The organism is Pseudomonas sp. ANT_H12B, from assembly GCF_008369325.1.
Lineage (GTDB): Bacteria > Pseudomonadota > Gammaproteobacteria > Pseudomonadales > Pseudomonadaceae > Aquipseudomonas.
On sequence record NZ_VOBI01000011.1, the window covers coordinates 20,446 to 37,393 of the forward strand.

The following is a 16,948-nucleotide window of genomic DNA, read 5'->3' on the forward strand; positions in this document are numbered from 1 at the left end:
TGCGGTGGGGCGACTTCCGTCTTCGCGAGCAATCCCGCTCCCACATTGGAATGCGATCAACTGTGGGAGCGAGCCTGCTCGCGAAGAGGCCAGCCCATTCACCCTAAAATCCGCAGAGCTCACGCAACAACCCGGTATCCAGATGCTGCTCCACCAGATCCGCCAACCGCTCGATATCGCGCTCACGCAACGCGTGGTAATCCACTTCCTGCACATTCTGTAAACCGGCCCAGCGCAACAGCGCGCTGCACGCCGCGGGCGATTCAAACAGGCCATGCAGATAGGTGCCGAAAATCTGCCCATCGACACTTTGCGCGCCATCGCAACGACCGTCATCCAGCTGCACGGCAGCGTTTTCCAGCGCCGGCCCGGTGGTCACGCCGGCATGAATTTCATAGCCGCTGACTTGCGCATTCTCCAAAGCCAGACGACCGCGCACATTGCGCAATTGCTTCTCTTCTTCGAGCTGCGTCTGGAACGCCAGCAAGCCTAAACCGGCACTGGAACCCGGCGCGCCTTCGAGGCCCAGCGGGTCGTGGACCTGTTCACCGAGCATTTGCAGACCGCCGCAAATCCCCAGCACTTTTCCGCCGTAGCGCAGGTGCCGGGCGATGGCGGTGTCCCAACCATTGGCGCGCAGATACGCAAGATCACTGCGCACGCTTTTCGAGCCGGGGAGAATAATCAGGTCGGCGGGCGCAATCGCCTGGCCGGGGCCGATGAATTGCAGGTCCACTTGCGGGTGCAAGCGCAGCGGATCGAAATCGGTGTGATTGCTGATGCGTGGCAGCACCGGCACCAGCACTTTCAACACCTGATCGGCCTTGTCAGCCTGGCGCTGATCGATGCCGTCCTCGGCTTCAAGATGCAGGTCCATCACGTAAGGCAGCACGCCGATCACCGGTTTACCGGTGCGCTCCTCCAGCCAGTCGAGACCGGGTTGTAGCAGGGCGATGTCACCGCGAAAACGGTTGATGATGAAGCCTTTGACCCGCGCCTGCTCGGTCGGCGACAGCAGCTCCAGGGTGCCGACCAAATGCGCGAAAACGCCGCCACGATTGATGTCGGCGATCAACACCACCGGGCAGTCCACCGCCTCGGCAAAGCCCATGTTGGCGATGTCGCCGGCGCGCAGATTGATCTCGGCCGGCGAACCAGCGCCTTCGACCATCACCACCGGATACGCCGCGCTCAGCCGGGCATGGGAGGCCAACACTGCTTGCATCGCAATGGCTTTGTAGTCGTGATAGGCAACCGCGTTCATCGTCGTGACCGCACGACCATGGATGATCACCTGAGCACCGGTGTCGCTGTTGGGTTTGAGCAGCACCGGGTTCATGTCGGTGTGCGGCTGAAGATTCGCGGCCTGGGCCTGCACCGCTTGCGCGCGACCAATCTCACCACCGTCCGCCGTCACCGCGCTGTTGAGCGCCATGTTCTGCGGTTTGAACGGCACGACGCTGACGCCCTGACGGACAACCCAACGACACAGCGCCGTCACCAGCGTGCTTTTACCGGCATCGGAAGTGGTGCCTTGCACCATCAACGTCGTCATTGGGTTTCCCTGGCGAAGGCTTCGAATGCGGCGGCGAGACGTACCCAGTCGGCTTCATCGCCAGGCAAGCCAAAACGCAAACTGTTGGTATGGGCGAACAACCGCAGCAGAATGCCGCGCCGAGCCATGAATTCATGCAGCTCTTCAGCACGGTCAGTGGTCAGCCATTGAAACAGCGCGCAACCACCCTGGGGTTTGAAACCGTGCTGCTCAAGCAGCAGCGCCAGACGTTCGCTGGCCTCTTCGGTACGCACCCGTTGCCGGGCATGCCCTTCGGTGTCCAGCAGACAGGCCTGGCCCAACACCCGGGTCGGTCCGCTGACCGCCCACGGGCCTACTTGCTCGGCCAGCAACTTAAGCAATTTACGCTCGGCCAGTACGAACCCCAAGCGGACTCCGGCCAGGCCGAAAAACTTGCCGAAGGAGCGCAGCACGATCAAACCGACCTGATGGGCAAACGGTGCCAGGCTCAGCTGCGGGGTGTTGTCCATGAAGGCCTCGTCCACCACCAGCCAGCCACCGCGCTGGGCCAGTCGCGAGTGCCAGTCGAGCAGCCGACTCGGTTCCAGGCTTAGTCCTGTTGGATTGTTCGGGTTGACCACCACCAACACGTCGAGACTGTCGAGAAAGAAGTCGACTTCCTGCTCCAGCATTTCACGCACGATGTAGCCACTGCGGCGCCACGCTTCGGCATGTTCGGCGTAACACGGCGACAGCACGCCGACCTTGCCGGCACGGCGCAAACGCGGCAGCAACTGGATCGCCATTTGCGACCCCGCCACCGGCAGCACCTGGACGGCACCGTAGTAATCGCAGGCTGCCTGCTCCAGACCGTCATCGGTTTCCGGCAACCGCGCCCAGGCCCGTAGCGGGATTTCCGCGACCGCAAATGGCCAAGGCGCGAGGCCGCTGGACAGGTCAAGCCAATCAGCTTCGGCAATGCCGTATTCAAGTGCCGCCTTACGTAACCGACCACCGTGCTCAAGCATAGAATTCAGCCCCCACGCAGAGAATCAGCAGCCATAACCATACCCCGCGCTGGACCAATTGCCAGCCGCGATCGATGGAGTCGGCATCCGCTGGCACGCCCTCGCCCAGTTGCGGACGCTGATGAAGTTCACCGTGATAGATCGCCGCCCCGCCCAACTCGACGCCAAGCGCACCAGCACCGGCGGCCATCACCGGGCCGGCATTCGGGCTGTCCCAGGTCGGGCCTTGAGTGCGCCAGCATTTCAGTGCCAGTCGGGTTTTACCCAGCAGCGCGTAGGTCAACGCCACCAGGCGTGCAGGAATGTAGTTGAGGACGTCGTCGATCTTCGCCGCCGCCCAGCCGAAACGTTCGAAGCGTTCGTTGCGATAGCCCCACATGGCGTCGAGGGTGTTGCTCAACCGGTAGAGCACCACGCCGGGGGCGCCGGCCACGGCAAACCAGAACAGCGCGGCAAATACCGCGTCGCTGCCGTTCTCCAGCACCGATTCGGTGGCGGCACGGGCGACTTCGGTTTTATCCAGTTCGCTGGTCTGGCGACTGACCAGATAACCCACGCGCGTGCGTGCTTCTTCAAGATCATCACTGCGCAGGGCTTTGGCCACAGGCTCGACATGTTCGCCAAGGCTGCGCATACCGAGCGCGCAATAGAGCGCAAGAATCTCGACGATCCAGCCGATATAAGGCGCCCAGGAAAATGCGGTGGCGAACAACGTCAGCGGCAACACTGCGATCACCCAGGCGGTGACGCCATGGCTGCGCCAGCCTCGGCCACCGCCATTGAAACGTTCCTCGATGCGCTCGGCAAAACGGCCGAACGCCACCAGCGGATGCCAGCGTTTGGGTTCACCCAGCAGCGCATCCAGCGCAACTGCGGCGACACTCAACAACGCCACACTCATTGACTCACTCCCCAATAATTTTCATACAGCAATTCGCTCAGCGGACGCGCCTGCGCCCAGCCTTCGAGTACCAGCATCGGCGCCGGATAGAATGTCTTGACCGGGCCCAGGCAAAGGACGGCCAACGGCTTGGCGCCTGCGGGCAAACCCAGCAAGTCTGCCAGTGCTTGCGGCTCGAACAGCGACACCCAGCCCATGCCGAGTCCTTCGGCGCGGGACGCCAGCCACAGGTTTTGAATCGCACAGGACAACGAGGCCATGTCCATTTCCGGCAAGGTGCGACGACCGAAGATGTGCCGCTCGCGATCATCCATCAGGGCGGCGACCAGCACCTCGGCGCAATCGTTGATGCCTTCGACCTTGAGCTTCATGAATTCGTCGGTACGCTCGCCGAGGGCTTCGGCGGTGCGGATGCGTTCTTCTTCCACCAGCTGCTGGATTTTGCCGCGCAGAGCCCGGTCGCTGATGCGGATGAACCGCCAGGGCTGCATCAGGCCGACACTTGGTGCCTGGTGTGCGGCTTCGAGCAGGCGCCGGAGTAATTCAGGCTCAACTGTGCCGCCGCTGAAGTGGCGCATGTCGCGGCGTTCGCCGATAGCGCGATAAACCGCTTCGCGTTCGGCTTGGCTGAATGCGTGGTCAGTCATGGCCTCTTCGCGGGCAAGCCCGCTCCCACAGGGTGTGTGTAATTCATTGTGGGAGCGGGCCTGCTCGCGAAGGCGGCCTCAAGGTCAGGCGCAAACAGCGCGGCAATCGCCAATGGGTTGGACGGGAAATAAAAGTGCACATAAGAGGCGGTCATCCGCCCCTGACGATAAACCGCCTCCGCCCCGCGCCCGCCGTTCGGGCTCAGGCCACGAGCAATCGGCTCAAGCCCGGTGCTGGTCAGCGAGTGATGATAGGTGTGCCCGCGCAACGAACCTTCCGGCAGCTCGACCGCTTGCAGTGCCAACGCCGCCAGACGCTTTTGCATCACCGCATCCCCCGCCAGCAAGCCGACCAATTCAGCGCGGGTGCCCTCAACATCGGTCAACGAATCGAGCAGATACAGCATGCCACCACACTCGGCCAGCAACGGTTTACCCGCCGCGTGGTGAGCGCGGATCGCGGTCAGCATCGAGGTGTTCCGAGACAGGGCGACATGGTGCAGCTCTGGATAACCACCCGGCAAATAAAGGCTGTCCGCTTCCGGCAACCCGGCGTCACGGATCGGTGAGAAAAACAGCAACTGCGCGCCCATCGCTCGCAGCAAATCCAGGCTCGCGCCATAAGTGAAGGCAAACGCTTCGTCACGGGCCACAGCGATGCGCACACCGGCCAATAAAGGTTCGGCAGCGATCACATCAGGAGCTGCGAACTCCACCGCCGGCGGCAATGCGACCTCGCAGCTGCTGGCCAGTGCATCGGCCGCCGCATCGAGACGCAGATCGAGATCATTCAACTCACTGGCCTGGACCAGACCCAAATGACGACTCGGCAATTCGATCCCGGTTTCCCGGGACAAGGCGCCGTACCAGCGCAAACCTTCAGTGAGGCTGCCTTCGAGCAATTGCGCATGGCGCAAGGTGCCAACCCGGTTGGCCAACACCCCGGCAAACGGCAAGTCCGGCTGATATTTCGCCAGCCCCAACGCCAGTGCACCAAAGGTCTGGGCCATGGCGGTGCCGTCGATCACTCCGAGCACCGGCACACCGAAGTGCCGCGCCAGATCAGCACTGGACGGCGTACCGTCGAACAGCCCCATGACACCTTCGATGAGGATCAAATCGGCTTCGCCAGCGGCTTCCCACAACAGTCGTCGACTTTCCTGCTCGCCGACCATCCACATGTCCAGTTGATAGACCGGCGCACCGCTGGCGCGCTCGAGAATCATCGGGTCGAGAAAGTCCGGGCCGCATTTGAACACCCGAACCTTGCGCCCTTGATTGCGATGCAAACGGGCGAGCGCGGCGGTCACGGTGGTCTTGCCCTGACCGGAGGCCGGCGCGGCAATCAATACCGCCGGGCAATGACGTGGTTGATTCACAGCTCGACGCCTTTTTGCGCTTTGATCCCGGCCTGAAAGGCGTGCTTGATGACGCCCATTTCGGTAACGGTGTCAGCCAGTTCGATCATTTCCGGCTTGGCGCCGCGACCGGTGACCACCACGTGCTGCATCGGCGGACGCGCCTGCAAATCGCTGAGCACCTGATCGAGGTCGAGGTAACCGTGCTTGAGGGCGATGTTCAATTCATCCAGTACAACCAGACCGATGGACGGATCATTCAGCAGTTCCCGGGACACGGCCCAGGCGGCTTCGGCGGCGGCGATGTCACGCTGACGGTCCTGGGTTTCCCAGGTGAAGCCCTCGCCCATCACATGAAAACGCACCTGCTCGGGGAAGCGGCGGAAGAATAACTCTTCGCCGGTGCTGTTGCGACCCTTGATGAATTGCACCACACCACACTGCATGCCGTGGCCCATAGACCGGGCGAGCATGCCGAAGGCCGAGCTGCTCTTGCCTTTGCCGTTGCCGGTCAGCACCAGTAGCAGGCCGCATTCATTCGGGGAGTTGGCGATGCGTTCGTCGATCACGGCTTTTTTGCGCTGCATGCGTGCCAGATGGCGTTCGTCACGATCGGGGGTATCAGTCATGGGGAGCTCTCCGTTGAGGCTGGATAACGGCGGGCAGGCACAAGAATAGACGGCAAAAGCCTGGCATCGCCCACCGTGATGCCGCTGGATGGATCAGGCCGGTCTCCGGGCTCATGAGCGGCGTGATGCCTGACTGCGCGCCTTCCCATGTCGACATTCGACACAGTGGCTCAAGGCGCAGTCTTCACTCATTTACCGTTGCGGGGGCAGCGCCGGGATTGTGGGCCTTCATCAATTGAAGGGGTCACTCACCGGCTTCCCTGTTTCACTCTGTCGACCTAGGTCACAGAGCACCTGAAACAAGCCGCGAAGGTTAGAGGGTTGGGGATGGAGCGTCAATTGAAGACGGGCGGGCTGCGAGCGAATAACTGCCGTCGATCAATTTACTGACGCCAATCTTGTGTCACACTCTCAGCGGTGATATCAAAGAGCCACAATCTCACAACACAATAACAAGGGTGAGCCACATGCAAGGCATGATCATCAGCAATCCGAAGCTGGAATTCCTGCGACCGGTGCTGGAACGCTGGTTTGACTGTATCGATCGTTACAACGCTGTGCGCGGCGATAATGACACACCTTACTGGTTCGACGAAAAAGCCAATCTGGGCCTGCTCTCCGCCGCTGCCTGGATGGCGGAAATGGTCACGCTGCAACATACGCCGACGCGCAAGCAGAACGAAGAAGGTGAACGCAACGCCCGCGCCGATCTGTTTATCGCAACTGCCGAAGAGCGCGCCTACCTTCAAGTCACGCAGCGCTGGCCCCGGGTCAATGGCCTGAAACTGACTCAGGCCCTGGTCGACATCACCAGCGACGCAAAAAAAATCAGTTACGCCAGCGATCTGAAACTCGGTTGCCTGTTCGTCGCACCGCAAAAGGCCCAGCAAAGCGCCACCCCGGAAGAACTGCAGGACATGGTCGACGATCTGCAAAAGGAACATTCCTGCGCCGTGGCCTGGTACTTCCCTTACGCCTACCGCAAGTTACGCAACGAAGCCGGCAACTATCACCCCGGCATCGCCGTGCTGCTCAGGGAAGCCCGCGGCTGACCGGTTGAACCATCTCGTGTCTAAACTTCTCTATGATTAGGTCAATGCATTCATAGGGAAGATCAGCATGCGCAAGCCCCAGCTCGTTCTCGTCATCGTGCTCGCCGGAGGGCTTGCCGCCTGTGGTGAAACCTCCCGCCTGCAAGTCTCCGACGGCACCGGTCCCTCCCCCAAGCTGCCAGAACCCAACAAGACCCTGATCCCGACGGTGAACATCGCCCCGGCGATCGGTTGGCCCGCTGGCGCGAAACCCACCGCCGCGACGGGGACTCAAGTGGCAGCGTTTGCTGAAGGTCTCGACCACCCGCGCTGGCTCTACGTGCTGCCTAACGGCGATGTGCTGGTTGCCGAAACCAACGCGCCGCCAAAACCCGATGACGGCAAAGGCATTCGTGGCTGGGTCATGGGCAAAGTCATGGGCCGTGCCGGTGCCGGCGTACCCAGTCCGAACCGCATTACATTGCTGCGGGACAAGGACCACGACGGCATCGCCGAAACCCGCACGGTGTTCCTGGAAAACCTCAACTCGCCATTCGGCATGACGCTGGTCGGTAATGACTTGTACGTCGCCGACACCGACCGCTTGTTGCGATTCCACTACGAAAACGGTGATACGGCGATCAAGTCGCAGCCGATGAAGGTGATTGATTTGCCAGGCGGTACGCTGAATCACCACTGGACCAAAAACGTCATCGCCAGCAAGGACGGCAGCAAGCTGTACGTCACGGTGGGCTCCAATAGCAACGTCGCTGAAAACGGCATGGACCAGGAAGTAGGCCGCGCGGCGATCTGGGAAGTGGATCGCGCCACCGGCAACCATCGGATCTTCGCTTCAGGGATTCGCAATCCGAACGGCCTGGCCTGGGAGCCTCAGAGCGGTGCACTGTGGACAGCCGTCAATGAGCGAGACGAAATCGGTAGCGACCTGGTGCCGGACTACATCACGTCAGTCAAAGACGGCGGGTTCTACGGCTGGCCTTACAGCTATTACGGCCAGCACGTCGACATTCGCGTCGAGCCGCAAGACCCGGACCTGGTGGCCAAGGCCATTGCTCCGGATTATGCGGTGGGCCCGCATACCGCGTCGCTGGGCCTGACGTTTGCTGAAGGCAACACACTTCCAGCGCAGTTCAAGGAAGGCGCATTCATCGGCCAGCACGGTTCGTGGAACCGCAAGCCGCACAGTGGCTACAAAGTGATTTTCGTACCGTTCAGCGCAGGCAAACCGACCGGGCAGCCGGTTGATGTGCTCACCGGCTTTCTCAATGACGATGAAAAAGCCATGGGCCGTCCGGTGGGCGTGGTGATTGATCAGCAGGGTGATTTGTTGGTGGCGGATGACGTGGGGAACACGGTGTGGCGAGTGTCTGCAACCAAATAACTGCTACCGACAAGACCGCGTATAGCGCTTGCGACAGAGTGTGAGCCCATCCCCCAACGGCAACAGCGACGGATCCACACGCGAGTCATCTTTCAAGGCGCGATTGAGCGCCTGGATGGCTCGGGTGTCTTCGCTCTCGGGATTCTCCTCAAGCACCCGCCCACTCCACAGCGTGTTATCGAACACCGCCAGACCGCCGACGCGCAGCAGACGTAATGCGTGCTCCAGATAGGCAGGGTAGTTGGCCTTGTCGGCATCGATGAAAACCAGATCGAACGGCTCATGCTGATCCAGCTGAGCGAGGGTTTCCAGCGCGGGCGCCAGACGCAGATCAATCCGTTTGGATAGCCCCGCCTCCTGCCAGTAACGGCGGGCGGTGACGTTGTAGTCGCCCGGGATATCACAGCAAATCAACGAACCGTCCTCCGGCAATGCCGCCGCCATGCATAAGGCGCTGCAACCGGTGAAGGTGCCGACTTCCAGCAGGCGCTTGGCGCCGATGAGTTTCACCAGTAGCGCAAGAAACTGCCCCTGCTCCGGTGCTACCTGCCAACGTGCCATGGGCAGCGCCTGGGTTTCGTCGCGCAAACGCTTGAGCAACGGCGTTTCGCGCAGGGAAACGTCGAGCAGGTATTGATACAGGGAATCGTCGAGATTGAGTGTGCGAGCGGTCATGACAACCTCTAGGGATTGCGTGCCAGATGCTCAGGCTGCAGAACGCGCTTGGCGCTGAGATAGGCTTTCTGCCAATAGGCTTTGGACAAGCTGTCGAGCTTCACCGTACCGCCGGTCGCCGGCGCGTGGACGAAGCGTCCTTCACCAACATAGATCCCGGCGTGACTGACCTGGGAACCGCCATTGGTGGCGAAGAAGATCAGGTCACCGGTTTGCAGACCTTCCTTGCCCACACTGGCCGCCTGCATGCTGATCATCTCGCGCGTGGTGCGCGGCAGGGAGATGCCGGCGACATCACGATAAACATAACCGATCAGACCACTGCAATCGAATCCAGAATCTGGCGTGTTGCCGCCCCAGCGATACGGCGTGCCCACCAGGCCGAGCGCGCGAAATAGCACGTCTTCTGCTTCAGGGGAGAATGCTTGGGAGGAGCTGAATATAATCGGAGCGCGAACCACCGGCACGGGAGGCGGTGTGCGACTGGCGCAGGCGCTGAGCAGCGCTGCGAAGAACATGATTGCGAGGCGGGCCGACGTCGACATGGCAGAACATCCTGATCTGGCTGCGGCTTTTTCTGCAAGGGACGCAGAAAAGAAAACCGCCTACGCAGAGCGCAGGCGGTTTGCCATCAATAATAGATCTGGATTCTAGCGGCTATGCGGCAAACTTCAAGTAAGACTTTAAGTTCACCTTACAAACTGTCCGCTTATTTGCGCGCCGTGACGATAGGCGTGGCCGCATTCGGTGCCATCGCGAGTGCGCGCTTGGCTTCGATGAAGGTCTTGCTCCAGTAGCTGTCACCCAGGCTATCGATTCGGACACCACCACTGCGGCGGCTGCTGGAATGGATGAACTGGTTGTCACCCAGGTAGATACCAGCGTGACTGACGCGACCGCGACGGCCATTGGTGGCGAAAAACAGCAAGTCGCCTGGTTCCAGCTTGCTGCGGGAAACCAGCGGAGCGTCCACGTTGATCATTTCGCGAGTGGAGCGCGGCAGGTTCATACCGGCCTCTTCGCGAAACAGATATCCGATGAAGCCGCTGCAATCAAAACCAGCCTCGGAGGTGCCGCCGAAACGGTAACGGGTACCGATCAGGGACATGCCACGTTCGAGAATGCTATCGGCTAGTACTGGGAGCTGGTAGGACTTGCCGCCAGCGAAGTCTGCCAGTTCTTTTTCGGTGGCCGCTTCTTCCTGGTCCAACGCTTGCTGATAAAGAACGGAAGATTGGGCAGTAGCAGAGTTTTTAACCTGCTGTTGGGGCTCTTGCTGGGACACTGGGGAGTGAGCAGCGCAACCGAACAACAGGGTGACGAGTGCGAGGGGCACGAGGGGTGCAAAGCGATTTAGCATGGGCACGACCGTGGCTGATAGTCTTAAAGAAGGCGAGACTATGCCCGCTATCAACCTCATTTGCAAATTCAATCGATCTTTATGTGACTTATCGGTTTCTCGTTTACATCTAAGCGCTTAAGCCCATTTTAAACACTCGCGCAGCCTGCAACCCTGCAGGAAAGCGGATTTTCTGGCGCCTGAAATATGCCAAACCCCGCGCCAGGCACCGGTTTTACCAGCCCAGCGTTTCTTTCAGGAATGGAATCGTCAACTTGCGTTGCGCTTGAAGTGAGGCCTGATCAAGACGTTCCAGCAGCTCGAAAAGTGCACTCATGCTGCGAGTACCGCGGGTCAAAATAAAATGCCCCACTTCATCAGTCAGGTGCAGGCCACGACGAGATGCGCGTAGTTGCAAGGCACGCAATTTGTCTTCGTCGGAGAGCGGACGCATCTGAAAGATCAGCGCCAGGGTCAGACGGGATTTGAGGTCCGCCAGCTTCACCGGCAGTTCACGTGGGGAGGTCGATGCGGCAATCAGCAGGCGCCGACCGCTGTCTCGCAGACGATTGAACAGATGGAACAGCGCCTCTTCCCAATCCGCCCGCCCGGCGACCGCCTGCAAATCATCCAGGCAGACCAGTTCGTACTGTTCGAGGTTATCGAGAATGGCGATGCCGCGATCAAGCAGTTCAGCCAACGGCAAATATACCGCGGGCTCCCCCAGTTGTTCGAAGCGCAGGCAGGCTGCCTGCAACAAATGCGTACGCCCTACCCCGTCCTTGCCCCAGAGATAAATAAGGCTTTCGGTCCAGCCGGCGTCGGCTTCGCATAGCCGCTCGACATAGCCGAGTGCAGCGGCATTGGCGCCTGGGTAGTAATTGATAAAGGTAGCGTCATCACGCAGACGCACACCTAGGGGCAGCTGAATCGGTTTCATGCTGACTGAACAGCTCCAAAAAGGAACCGTTAGTGGCCTCTGTGTAAAGTGTGCGAAGTTTATACCCGTGAAGCGGGTCGCACAATGCGACAGACCACAAGCAAAATCAACGGTTTGCGTTAACGCACTGGTTTCATGACAGTTTCTTTGACGGAGCATGTGACATCAGCGCGAGGAATGCGGGCCAACCTGGCATGAAATCAGGTCGCCCGCTACGCGCCATCAACGGACCTTATAGTTCAAGCTCGTCGATGCCACTGTACATATCAGAATCCTTATACAAATCATGTACATGGCGCACCAGCACCATGATCACGGCAGCCACTGGCAATGCCAGTAATACGCCGGTAAAACCGAACAGTTCGCCACCGGCCAGAATCGCAAAGATCACCGCCACAGGATGCAGACCAATCCGGTCCCCCACCAGCAACGGCGTCAGCACCATACCTTCCAGAGCCTGTCCCACCATAAACACCGCGACAATGCCGATCATCGGATACAGATCGCCACCGAACTGGAACAGTCCGGCAATCAACGCCGCGCCAATCCCGATGACAAACCCCATGTACGGCACGATCGCCGCCAAGCCTGCAATCAAACCGATCAACAACCCCAACTCCAGGCCTAACAGCATCAGGCCAGCAGCGTAGATCACGCCCAACGCCACCATCACCAGTAACTGCCCGCGCACGAACGCCCCAAGCACTTCGTGGCATTCACCGGCCAGGGCGACAGCACGTTCTTCGCGATCACGCGGCAACATGCTGCGGATCTTGGCCATCATTAGGTCCCAGTCCCGCAACAGATAGAAGGCCACCACCGGGATCAGCACCAGATTGGCCAACAAGCCAATCAATGCAAGGCCCGAAGCCGTTGCCTGGCTCAGCACCACGCCGACAATGTCGGTGGTCTGGCCCATGTGCTCGCTGATCGCCGCCTTGAGTTTGTCGAATTTCCAGAAGCCATCCGACAACCCGAACTTCGATTGCGCCCACGGCAGTGCGGTGTTCTGCAACCAGTCGAGCATTTGCGGCGCCAGCTCGTACAAGCGAAACAGCTGCTTGGCGAGCATCGGTACCAGCACCAGCAGCAGCGTCGTGAAGATCAAGGTAATCAGTGTAAACACCGCCACCACACCCCACGTCCGTGACAACCCGGCCTTCTCCAGCCGATCCACCAGCGGGTCGAACAGATAGGCCAACAGCAGCGCCACCAGAAACGGCGTCAGAATCGGATGTAACAACCAGACAAACACGCAGAGCAGAACCACCCCACCCAACCAGAACCAACGCCGCGTATCGGCCATGTACCGCTCCATATGCTTCTATATAAAGAAAGAAAACCTTACCAACGGAATCGCAACTGCGGCACCGGGGCCGGGGATGGCGCTATGACAGGCGCCGAACCGTCGGCCACCGGTTGCACTGGCGCCGTCGGTGCTGGTGCCTGACCGGCGGGAACCTCCTGCAACTTCGCCAGCGACAGCTGTGACCGCAACTGCTCGGCACTGCCATTGACCCGGTAAAGAATGCGATCGCCATCGACACTTTGCAGACGCGCGCCAAACGGCTCAAGCAAACGTCCAAGCGCCGCATAGCGTTCCAGATTCATGCCCTGCACTTCGAGCAATTGTTCGCCCGACGCACCCGGCTTGACCACGAACCGTGGCGCCAGGCGCTCGGTGACTGCCAGCAGCACCGCATCGGCCAGGGCAGCCTGATCGGCACCCTGCACGCTACCAGCCTCTTTCTGATCGCCCAGCCACAAACGCCACTTGGCCTGCCATTGGCCACCTTCTTCACGGGCATGCACCGCCAGCAAGGCGTCGGCATTGTAACGCTCCGATGCGCCGCGCAACGGCGCCGGATCAGCGCCTTCCAGATTCGGTGCGGTAGCGACGATCTGCTCATTCAGATCTGCCAGCGGCAGACGCAACGGCAAACCACGGTGTTGAGCCGCTCGACGCAATGGCGCCGCGCTGGCCTGGCCATCGCCCACAAGGCTCGAACCGTCGGTGGAGTCGTTCAACCACCAACCGAGAATCGATGGCCGATTGGCGCCCCACAGAGACAGGCCGGCACGCCGCAACGCCTGTTCGGTGGAGGCCGGGTCGAAATCGACTTTCAGCACTTCCGGTGGCCCTGCGTCAAAACCGTACTGACTGATGATTTGCTGAGGATCTTTGCGCACGGCTGCCAAGCCCGGATTTTGCACAGCCTTGGGATCGCCGGTCAGGCGCAATATCAGCGTATCCAGCGCTTGCTGGGTCGCTTGATCGCGCACCTCCGGGGATTGCGCACTGACAGGCTGACGCACCTGGTACAGATTTTTGACGGTTTCGGCATGACTTGCCAGGCTGACCCAAGACAAACAGCCCACAAACAAGAATTTAGAAAAAAAACGCATGGAAGATTCCTGACGACAAGAGCGGCTGGCACAGACCGCATGAACATGTTCGAGCAAGGCTGTGACCACACCCCTGCGCAAAACATTCACACCATCCAGGTAAGTTTTCGCACTGCCCTAACGATAGACGGTTAATAGCGATACTTTATACAGCCATGAAGGATGCCACTGACACGAGCAATAACGGTTTTTTTGAGCCTATATGCCCCTGCCGTCGGCGTGAGGATGGCCGCTGCCCCTCAAGCCTGATAAAATCGCGCGCCTTCGCAGACCGGCAACAGCCGGGCACCCTGAAATTCGCGGATGGCACTCGCCTTCGTTTGTTTCGGCGGTCCCACTGGACTCGGTCGTTACCCCTGAATCCCCCCTAAAGGCCTGGATCATGAGCAAGCAACCCTCCCTGAGCTACAAGGACGCCGGTGTAGACATCGACGCCGGTGAAGCATTGGTCGAACGCATCAAGAGCGTCGCCAAGCGCACTGCGCGCCCGGAAGTCATGGGCGGCCTGGGCGGTTTCGGCGCCCTCTGCGAAATCCCGGCCGGCTACAAGCAGCCCGTGCTGGTTTCCGGTACCGACGGCGTCGGCACCAAGCTGCGTCTGGCGCTGAACCTGAACAAGCACGACAGCATCGGCATCGACCTGGTGGCCATGTGCGTAAACGACCTGGTGGTCTGCGGCGCCGAGCCACTGTTCTTCCTCGACTACTATGCCACCGGCAAACTCAACGTCGAAACCGCGACCCAGGTCGTGACCGGCATTGGCGCTGGCTGTGAATTGTCCGGCTGCTCCCTGGTCGGCGGCGAAACCGCTGAAATGCCTGGCATGTACGAAGGCGAAGACTACGACCTGGCCGGTTTCTGTGTTGGCGTCGTGGAAAAATCCGAAATCATCGACGGTTCCAAAGTCGCTGCCGGCGATGCCCTGCTCGCCCTGCCGTCTTCCGGCCCGCACTCCAACGGCTACTCGCTGATCCGCAAGATCATCGAAGTCTCCGGTGCCGACATCGAAAACATCCAGCTCGACGGCAAACCGCTGACCGACCTGCTGATGGCCCCGACCCGCATCTACGTGAAGCCACTGCTCAAGCTGATCAAGGAAACCGGCGCGGTCAAAGCCATGGCCCACATCACCGGTGGTGGCCTGCTGGACAACATCCCGCGCGTTCTGCCGAAAGGCGCACAAGCGGTGGTTGACGTCGCGAGCTGGACCCGTCCTGCGGTGTTCGACTGGCTGCAAGAGAAAGGCAACGTTGACGAAAACGAAATGCACCGCGTGCTGAACTGCGGCGTGGGCATGGTCATCTGCGTTGCTCAAGAGCACGTAGAAACCGCGCTGAACGTCCTGCGTGAAGCGGGCGAGCAGCCTTGGGTCATCGGTCAGATCTCCACCGCTGCCGAAGGCGCGGCCTCGGTTGAACTGAAGAACCTCAAGGCACACTGATGCAAGAGCGGATGTCCCAGACCTGTGATGTGGTGGTGCTATTGTCCGGCACCGGCAGTAACTTGCAGGCCTTGATCGACAGCACGCGGACCGGCGACAGCCCGGCCCGCATCGCTGCGGTGATTTCCAACCGCGCCGACGCCTACGGCCTGCAACGCGCCAGGGACGCGGGTATCGACACCCGCACTCTGGATCACAAGGCTTTCGAAGGCCGCGAGGCCTTCGATGCCGCGCTGATCGAACTGATCGATGCGTTCAATCCCAAACTCGTGGTACTGGCCGGGTTCATGCGCATTCTCAGCGCTGACTTCGTGCGCCACTACACGGGTCGCCTGCTCAACATCCATCCCTCGCTGCTACCCAAATACAAAGGGTTACACACTCATCAGCGCGCGCTGGAAGCCGGCGACACCGAGCACGGCTGCTCCGTGCACTTCGTCACCGAGGAACTCGATGGCGGACCACTGGTCGTACAGGCAGTAATACCGGTAGAGTTGCACGATTCGCCGCAGCGTCTGGCGCAGCGAGTCCATACCCAGGAACACCTGATCTACCCGTTGGCTGTACGCTGGTTTGCCGAAGGTCGTTTATCACTCGGCGAGCAAGGTGCTTTACTGGATGGAATGTTGCTCGCGGCCAGCGGCCACTTGATTCGAACCTAGGAGATTTTATGCGTCGCGCCCTGCTCTTCGCTTGCGCACTGCTCGCCCTGCCCTTTGCGCAGGCTGCAGAACTTCAACCTTTCTCCGCCAGCTACACCGCTGACTGGAAGCAGTTGCCCATGAGCGGCACCGCTGAACGCAGCCTGACCAAGGAAGCCAACGGCGTCTGGAAACTCAGTTTCAAGGCCTCGATGATGATCGCCAGCCTGACGGAAGAAAGCACCCTGACGCTGGACAAGGACACGCTGCTGCCGCAGTCCTACCACTTCGAACGTGGCGGCCTGGGTAAAGCCAAGAAGGCTGACCTGGATTTCGACTGGACCAACAAAATGGTCACCGGCACTGATCGCGGTGACCCGGTCAAGATCCCGCTCAATCGCGGCATGGTCGACAAATCCACTTATCAGTTAGCCCTGCAGCACGACGTTGCCGCCGGCAAGAAAAGCATGAGCTATCAAGTCGTCGATGACGGCGAAGTCGATACCTATGACTTCCGTGTGCTGGGTTCGGAAAAAGTCGACACCAAGGCTGGCCAGATCGATGCGATCAAGGTCGAGCGCGTGCGCGACCCGACACAAAGCAAGCGCATCACTGTGCTGTGGTTCGCCAAGGATTGGGATTACCTGCTGGTCCGCCTGCAACAGGTTGAAACCGACGGCAAGGAGTACAACATCATGCTCCTCGACGGTACGGTCAACGGCAAGGCTGTCAAAGGCAGCTGATCCGGATCGACACGAAAAGCCCCGCCAATGCGGCAATGCTGTTCACTTAAGGATTGTTGACTAATCCTCGTACAGCCGGAAAATCCGGAATCTGATAAGGATTCCGGATTTTTTTATGCCAGTAGCGCAGGATTTGAGTGCGGCTCTTGAGTTCACCGAAAAGCCGTTGTCAGGCTGGAGGTGCTGACTGACCACACCCCCTGGGGTGGTGAAGATGTCAAAGACCCGATATCCAGTGGATCGCAACGCTG

The 16,948-nt window shown here is 60.1% G+C and carries 17 protein-coding genes and 1 riboswitch; of the genes, 5 read left to right on the forward strand and 12 right to left on the reverse strand.

The window, feature by feature from the left end; genetic code table 11:
* Positions 1 to 103: 103 nt before the first annotated feature.
* Genes FQ185_RS17805 through cobO form a run of 6 tightly spaced genes read right to left on the reverse strand, consistent with a single transcriptional unit; the run spans position 104 to position 6,079 of the window.
* Complete coding sequence (locus tag FQ185_RS17805) at positions 104 to 1,555, reverse strand: cobyric acid synthase (RefSeq protein ID WP_149418552.1); 1,452 nt, start codon at positions 1,553 to 1,555, stop codon at positions 104 to 106.
* The gene (cobD, locus tag FQ185_RS17810) at positions 1,552 to 2,544 is read right to left on the reverse strand and encodes a threonine-phosphate decarboxylase CobD (RefSeq protein ID WP_149418553.1); all 993 of its coding nucleotides are present in this window, start codon (positions 2,542 to 2,544) and stop codon (positions 1,552 to 1,554) included. The genes FQ185_RS17805 and cobD overlap by 4 nt, the downstream gene beginning before the upstream one ends.
* Complete coding sequence (gene cbiB / locus FQ185_RS17815; protein ID WP_149418554.1) at positions 2,537 to 3,445, reverse strand: adenosylcobinamide-phosphate synthase CbiB; 909 nt, start codon at positions 3,443 to 3,445, stop codon at positions 2,537 to 2,539. The genes cobD and cbiB overlap by 8 nt, the downstream gene beginning before the upstream one ends.
* A complete protein-coding gene (bluB, locus tag FQ185_RS17820) occupies positions 3,442 to 4,092 on the reverse strand; it encodes a 5,6-dimethylbenzimidazole synthase (RefSeq protein ID WP_149418555.1) in 651 nt (216 codons plus the stop codon). The genes cbiB and bluB overlap by 4 nt, the downstream gene beginning before the upstream one ends.
* Positions 4,089 to 5,471, reverse strand: coding sequence for a cobyrinate a,c-diamide synthase (locus FQ185_RS17825; protein WP_149418556.1), 1,383 nt, complete (start codon positions 5,469 to 5,471; stop codon positions 4,089 to 4,091). Before FQ185_RS17825 ends, bluB begins: the two co-directional genes overlap by 4 nt.
* The gene (gene cobO / locus FQ185_RS17830) at positions 5,468 to 6,079 is read right to left on the reverse strand and encodes a cob(I)yrinic acid a,c-diamide adenosyltransferase (RefSeq protein ID WP_140670593.1); all 612 of its coding nucleotides are present in this window, start codon (positions 6,077 to 6,079) and stop codon (positions 5,468 to 5,470) included. Before cobO ends, FQ185_RS17825 begins: the two co-directional genes overlap by 4 nt.
* 78 nt (positions 6,080 to 6,157) lie before the next feature.
* Positions 6,158 to 6,392: riboswitch (cobalamin riboswitch) on the reverse strand.
* A 154-nt stretch (positions 6,393 to 6,546) separates the two neighbouring features.
* Here cobO and FQ185_RS17835 point away from each other — a divergent pair.
* On the forward strand, positions 6,547 to 7,131 hold the full coding sequence (locus FQ185_RS17835) for a hypothetical protein (protein WP_149418557.1): 585 nt from the start codon (positions 6,547 to 6,549) through the stop codon (positions 7,129 to 7,131).
* Positions 7,132 to 7,198: 67 nt separating this feature from the next.
* Positions 7,199 to 8,512 carry a sorbosone dehydrogenase family protein gene (locus FQ185_RS17840; protein ID WP_149418558.1) on the forward strand — a complete coding sequence of 438 codons (1,314 nt, stop codon included), beginning with the start codon at positions 7,199 to 7,201 and terminating at the stop codon, positions 8,510 to 8,512.
* Between the two features lie 3 nt (positions 8,513 to 8,515).
* Here the strand turns inward: FQ185_RS17840 and FQ185_RS17845 are convergent, their stop codons facing one another.
* The 6 genes from FQ185_RS17845 to FQ185_RS17870 form a co-directional block, all read right to left on the reverse strand.
* Positions 8,516 to 9,187, reverse strand: a complete 672-nt coding sequence (locus FQ185_RS17845; protein ID WP_149418559.1) for an O-methyltransferase — start codon at positions 9,185 to 9,187, stop codon at positions 8,516 to 8,518.
* An 8-nt stretch (positions 9,188 to 9,195) separates the two neighbouring features.
* Positions 9,196 to 9,732: a C40 family peptidase gene (locus FQ185_RS17850; protein ID WP_149418560.1), complete on the reverse strand. Its 537-nt coding sequence runs from the start codon at positions 9,730 to 9,732 to the stop codon at positions 9,196 to 9,198.
* A 164-nt stretch (positions 9,733 to 9,896) separates the two neighbouring features.
* A complete protein-coding gene (locus FQ185_RS17855; protein WP_149418561.1) occupies positions 9,897 to 10,547 on the reverse strand; it encodes a C40 family peptidase in 651 nt (216 codons plus the stop codon).
* Between the two features lie 214 nt (positions 10,548 to 10,761).
* Positions 10,762 to 11,466, reverse strand: coding sequence for a DnaA regulatory inactivator Hda (gene hda / locus FQ185_RS17860; protein ID WP_008148645.1), 705 nt, complete (start codon positions 11,464 to 11,466; stop codon positions 10,762 to 10,764).
* Positions 11,467 to 11,698: 232 nt separating this feature from the next.
* Positions 11,699 to 12,772 (reverse strand): AI-2E family transporter, encoded by a 1,074-nt coding sequence (locus FQ185_RS17865; RefSeq protein WP_149418562.1) that lies wholly within the window; start codon positions 12,770 to 12,772, stop codon positions 11,699 to 11,701.
* Between the two features lie 38 nt (positions 12,773 to 12,810).
* Complete coding sequence (locus FQ185_RS17870) at positions 12,811 to 13,872, reverse strand: DUF2066 domain-containing protein (RefSeq protein WP_149418563.1); 1,062 nt, start codon at positions 13,870 to 13,872, stop codon at positions 12,811 to 12,813.
* Between the two features lie 382 nt (positions 13,873 to 14,254).
* Between FQ185_RS17870 and purM the strand changes: the two genes are divergently transcribed.
* The 3 genes from purM to FQ185_RS17885 are packed head-to-tail and all read left to right on the forward strand — an operon-like array spanning position 14,255 to position 16,697.
* Positions 14,255 to 15,313, forward strand: a complete 1,059-nt coding sequence (purM, locus tag FQ185_RS17875; protein ID WP_076030216.1) for a phosphoribosylformylglycinamidine cyclo-ligase — start codon at positions 14,255 to 14,257, stop codon at positions 15,311 to 15,313.
* An 11-nt stretch (positions 15,314 to 15,324) separates the two neighbouring features.
* The gene (purN, locus tag FQ185_RS17880; protein WP_149418564.1) at positions 15,325 to 15,975 is read left to right on the forward strand and encodes a phosphoribosylglycinamide formyltransferase; all 651 of its coding nucleotides are present in this window, start codon (positions 15,325 to 15,327) and stop codon (positions 15,973 to 15,975) included.
* A gap of 8 nt (positions 15,976 to 15,983) precedes the next feature.
* A complete protein-coding gene (locus FQ185_RS17885) occupies positions 15,984 to 16,697 on the forward strand; it encodes a DUF3108 domain-containing protein (protein ID WP_149418565.1) in 714 nt (237 codons plus the stop codon).
* Positions 16,698 to 16,948 lie beyond the last annotated feature (251 nt).